The sequence below is a fragment of the Sphaerospermopsis reniformis genome, assembly GCF_005402885.1.
Classification (GTDB): Bacteria; Cyanobacteriota; Cyanobacteriia; order Cyanobacteriales; family Nostocaceae; genus Sphaerospermopsis; species Sphaerospermopsis kisseleviana.
The window spans coordinates 1-5,260 of record NZ_BJCE01000306.1 but is presented as its reverse complement, the minus strand read 5'-3'; the positions used below and the strand labels follow the sequence as shown (position 1 = coordinate 5,260).

Here is a 5,260-nt window from a genome sequence, read left to right as displayed (position 1 = left end):
TCAATTTATTCAACTTTTAGGATATTAATAAAGGAATTAATCAGATTTTGAATGAAAGTAGATATTTTTTTCATCTTGATTCACTAATATGATATTTTGTCAAGATAATTTAGATGCGTTTCCCCTGATTTTCTTGGCGACTTTTAATATATGCTTTGTGATGTGTCATTTCTTGCTGAGAGTATTTACTTGCTTTTTTTATGTATTCTGCTGCTAGTTTATCAGACTGAAGATACAGTTTGTCTATCTTTTCTTGAGCATAATTTCCTAACTTGCCTGTTTCTAAAGCCTTTTCTATTCCAATAAAACTACTTTTAACTTGTATAGGAAAATAGCAATCATTCCATTGAATTATTACATCCCATCGTAAACCAACATCAGCGACACTATCAGATGGAGTTTGAGCCGCAGTAATTCCAGGAAGTGCATTCAAAGCACAACAAATAACATCAACAGTTTTTTGTCCATGTTCATGATTACTGCTTGTTTCTAAATAGCCTCCAAGAAATTCGTTACACATACTCCCAACAAATTCGGGAGATTGAGAATAGCATTTACCCCGGATACCATACAAATTGCGATCAATTCTACCGGAAAGTACAAAACGATTTTTGGCATCTTGAAATAGTTCTAACTCCCCAGCACTTTTTGAAAGTTGTATAAGACTGGAAACAATTGATTTACTGTCTATTTTAGATTCTTTAATTTTTTGTTGCTGCAAGAAAACCAAACATTTTTCTAGCAGCAATTTTTGCTGATCTTTTGTAAGTGATTGCCACCATTTATTAGTTGCAATTCCATCATTTATCCCGTTTTGCCACTCTAAAATTACATCAGGGGGAATGGAAATTGGTAAATTAAAATTTAGGATCATAAGATAATTCTCCAGTATTAGATAAGTGATTAAATTATTTCAAATCTTGATAAATTAATATAATTAAGAAACTTTATTAATACAAGTTAATACACCAGATTAGCAATAAATACATTACCAAAAAATATAGATTAATTAACTAAACATCTGCAAAAAAGCCTTCAAATCATTTAATATAGGATGTTCAAAATCCCATATTTCTGATTTATTGGACATTGCATATTCAAAACTACATTTTTTTTCGGCTTGCTTTTTTTCCTTATTTGAACAAGTATCAAATCTTAAATACATAGAAACCCAAAATTTATTAAAATCCTTAATTTTGATTTTTTTTCCATGACTTTCTAAACAATCTTTCCAACTTTCTAAGCAGTCAGCATAAATCGAATTTTCTTTCTTAATCGTTTTTAAAACTGTTTCCAACTCTCCTTCTCCATTAACATTCGTAAAGTAACAAGCTAGTTGAAAATTAAAACTATCAAAATTTATATCCACAAAATTATTAATTTTTGTCAATAATTGTGTTCGTGGAAAAACTGCTTGAATGCAATCATTAACAAAATTAATTCTCTCAATTTCTTGTTTATCATCAATATCAATAACAATACCTATTCGTTCAACTTTACCTTTTTGTATATCCGCTTTTAAATCATAAAGAGCTTCTTTGAGCTTTTTAGGATCTAACCCTTTCATTGATTTATAATCGTCCTCCGAAATCATAATCGCAGGAGCAACTTCTATATTAAAATTAAGGTAACGAATAATTGCTTGTAAAAAATATTGATCATTTTTACTTTCTACAATCAAAATATTGCTACTCACCTCTGACCTCCTTATTGTGACTTATACCATACTCTAAAGTATCTAAATCTCTCTTAATAGCAACTATTTTACCAGTTTTCACATTTCTAGTTAACTCAAAATGAGCAGCCATATTTTCATACTCAGCACCAGCTTCAATAAAAGATTTAATCATTTCTAAACTGTGAGTTGTAGCAAATATTTGTATGTTTAACTCCCTAGCTAATCTGTACAAAATACTCCAAAAAGCAACTTGATTTGAGTGATGAATACCATTTTCTATCTCATCAATTAATATAATACTATTCTCATTATTCACAATCCTTAAAATAATATCCGCAATACGATTTATGGCATCACCAAACAAAGCTAAAGGCAACCTTTTTTTTCCTTCTTTCTTCACCCAAATATTTCCTTCACCAATAGTCATTGTCTCTATACTAATAATAGCAGGATCGATAACTTGAAAGGTGCTGAGAAGTTCTTGATCTTTATCTTTTAAACGAGATTTATCAAATTCCTCTGCCAATTCCCTGCTGCCAACTCTTAAGAAGGAGGGGATAAAAAAAGCATCTTTAATATCAGGAACTTTAATATCTCTGGCTATAATACCCTTAACACTAGACATGATTAATGTTTCAAATGCTTCTCCATTATTAATTGTTGTTTTTAGGTGCATTACAGATTTTACAGACTCACTTCCTGAAAAAAGACTGATAAGTTTTTCGTTATCATCATTATTATCCTGTTGATATGTATCTTCTAAATTTTGGACAGATTCATCTACAAATACTTCAATTTTTTTGGATGAATCATTTTCTAGGATAGCTTCAATCTCTATTGGATTATTTTTATTTTCTTCAAAAAAGAAGTAATTCCAGGTATTTTCTGGTAAAGATTGTCTAAACTTTGATGATTCTCTTCTTATTTGTCTTAGTAAAAAAATAGTATCTGGTCTTGGTTTACTATTAAGAAATAATGCTTCTAATAATGCAGTTTTACCAATATTATTTTTTCCACTAATTAAATTAATTTTCTCGAAACCAGATATTTCTAATTCCTCAAAATATCTAAAATTTTTAATCCTAATATTTTTAATCACTGTAACCTCCATACTATGTGATCATTCCCAGTTGGGTTATCGGTTTGACGTTAAGTTGACACCAATTGCTAAACCCCTACATTTTATAGACAGGGAATTAATTCCCTGTCGGGTTATGGGTTTTACTAATAAATTAAGTTCCAGACTGCCAAGAATTGATATACTCAACCTGATCAGCAGTCAAACTATCAATTGCAATACCCAACGCTTGCAACTTCAAACGAGCAATTTCTTGATCAACCTCAGTAGGAATAGAATACAAACCAGGTGCTAACTTACCCTTATTCTTCACGAGGTATTCACAAGCTAACGCTTGGTTTGCAAAACTCATATCCATCACCGCGCTAGGATGTCCTTCCGCAGCAGCGAGGTTAACTAAACGACCTTCACCCAGTACAATCACAGATTTACCACTGTTGAGAATATACTGCTCTGTGAAAGGTCTTACAGTCTTGATTTCCTTAGCTTGACTTGCTAAGTATTTCAAATCTAACTCAATATCAAAGTGACCAGAGTTACAAACGATCGCCCCATCTTTCATGACATCGAAGTGTTCACCCCGGACTACGTGCTTGTTACCAGTCACAGTAATAAACAAGTCACCCTGAGATGCAGCTTCAGACATGGGTAATACCCGGAAACCATCCATTACCGCTTCAATAGCCTTAATGGGGTCAATTTCGGTAACGATAACGTTAGCACCCAAACCACGCGCACGTAAAGCAGTACCTTTACCACACCAGCCATAACCAGCTACTACAATGGTTTTACCAGCCAGCAAAATGTTTGTAGCGCGGATAATGCCGTCTAAGGTAGATTGACCAGTACCGTAGCGGTTATCAAAGAAGTGCTTGGTGTCTGCGTCGTTAACGTTCATCGCGGGGAAGGTTAACACACCATCAGCCAACATGGCGCGTAAACGGACAATACCGGTGGTGGTTTCTTCGGTTGTACCAATTAAATCTTTAATTTGATCTTGACGGTGTTGAACCAATTCGGCTACTACATCACTACCGTCATCAATAATAATGTTAGGACGATGATCTAAAGCGATTTGCACGTGGCGGCTATAGGTTTCCGCATCTTCGCCTTTCATCGCAAATACAGGAATTTCATAATCTGTGACTAAACAAGCAGCCACGTCATCCTGAGTTGATAAGGGGTTACTGGCAATTAAAACTGCATCAGCACCACCCGCTTTTAAGGCGATCGCCAAATGGGCGGTTTCGGTGGTAACGTGGGCGCAAGCAACTAAGCGCAAACCAGCAAAAGGCTTTTCTTTCTCAAAGCGATCGCGAATTTGCTTTAATACTGGCATTTCCCGGCCAGCCCAGTCAATACGTTGTCTTCCCAAGGGAGCGAGAGCGAGGTCTTTAACCTCGTGCTTTAATCTGGGAGCGGTTGCGGTCATGAAAATTATCCTCTAAAAAATGCAACAGGTTGATAAACCTTTACGTACTTTAACAATATTTTCTGACAAGTAGCCATATTTTCCGGTAAATACTCATTCCCGATTGATCAGCAAAGGTAATTTTTCATTGCTAGATAGTGGAACAGGCTTCTAGCCTGTTGACGGGCAAGACTTGTACTGAGTTTATCGAAGTATGCCCATCCCACATTTTATATTGAATTATGACCAGCTACTTAGCAGTGAGTAGATTTGATTAAATCAATGAAGCCAAAGTTTGCATCAATAGCTGAGATTCCTTACCCATGTCACCTGGTAATAAAAATTGATACCATTGTTGTAACTGCTGCCGAGCTAAAGTATAAAGTGGATCATCAATACCTGAGTTAAAAAGTTCCATTATTGCCTGTCTTTGAGTTTTTCCGCGTCCTAAAATCCTCAGCCATAAAGTTGAAACATCTATAGGCAATTCACTGGTAACAACAATAGTAGTACAAAAAATTGCAGGTAAATTATAAACACCTGGAATATTAGATGATTTAATTCCAAATCCTCGAAAATGGTCAGGGAAAATAGAGGGGAAGATGATCAATTGAGTTTTATTATCTTCTTCTTTTGATTCTTCCTGATCTGTATCTTTTAAAGTTTCATTGACAGGAATAATCTTACCATCAGCTTCACTTGTCCATGTTAAAAAATGACTGAGACAAGTTCGTAATTCCCAGATAAGCTGTTGTGCAGCGTAGAGGTGAAATAATACACGGATTTGAAGTAAATTCTCCCAATAGTCCCAAGGATGTCCTAGATTTATTGATGTCAGGTTCAAACAATACATCTACCATTTTTGCTTCTGCCACCACTTCAGGACTAACCAATATACGCGGGTTATCAGTAAAAAGTGTTTTTATGTATGTACTTTCCCAGCCTAATCGAGAAGGATGTTTATAGACTAGACCTGTCCGAAAATTAAAAAGGCAGTCTGTGTATGGCTTTGAGGATGTTCTCATTTCAGCCAGACTTGACGTAATCATCAGGGCTAGAGATAGTTACTGTTAGTATAGCCCGGAAAAAATGC

At 34.8% G+C, this 5,260-nt stretch carries 5 protein-coding genes; all 5 read right to left on the bottom strand.

The window, feature by feature from the left end; translation table 11 throughout:
• Positions 1 to 109 precede the first annotated feature (109 nt).
• A complete protein-coding gene (locus FFR48_RS25015) occupies positions 110 to 874 on the bottom strand; it encodes a hypothetical protein (protein ID WP_137669236.1) in 765 nt (254 codons plus the stop codon).
• Positions 875 to 1,009: 135 nt separating this feature from the next.
• Positions 1,010 to 1,696, bottom strand: coding sequence for a DUF3226 domain-containing protein (locus FFR48_RS25010; protein ID WP_137669235.1), 687 nt, complete (start codon positions 1,694 to 1,696; stop codon positions 1,010 to 1,012).
• Positions 1,689 to 2,777 (bottom strand): AAA family ATPase, encoded by a 1,089-nt coding sequence (locus FFR48_RS25005; protein WP_137669234.1) that lies wholly within the window; start codon positions 2,775 to 2,777, stop codon positions 1,689 to 1,691. Before FFR48_RS25005 ends, FFR48_RS25010 begins: the two co-directional genes overlap by 8 nt.
• Positions 2,778 to 2,910: 133 nt before the next feature.
• Positions 2,911 to 4,188 (bottom strand): adenosylhomocysteinase, encoded by a 1,278-nt coding sequence (ahcY, locus tag FFR48_RS25000; RefSeq protein WP_137669233.1) that lies wholly within the window; start codon positions 4,186 to 4,188, stop codon positions 2,911 to 2,913.
• Positions 4,189 to 4,441: 253 nt separating this feature from the next.
• Positions 4,442 to 5,011 (bottom strand): hypothetical protein, encoded by a 570-nt coding sequence (locus FFR48_RS24995; RefSeq protein ID WP_137669232.1) that lies wholly within the window; start codon positions 5,009 to 5,011, stop codon positions 4,442 to 4,444.
• Between the last annotated feature and the right edge of the window lie 249 nt (positions 5,012 to 5,260).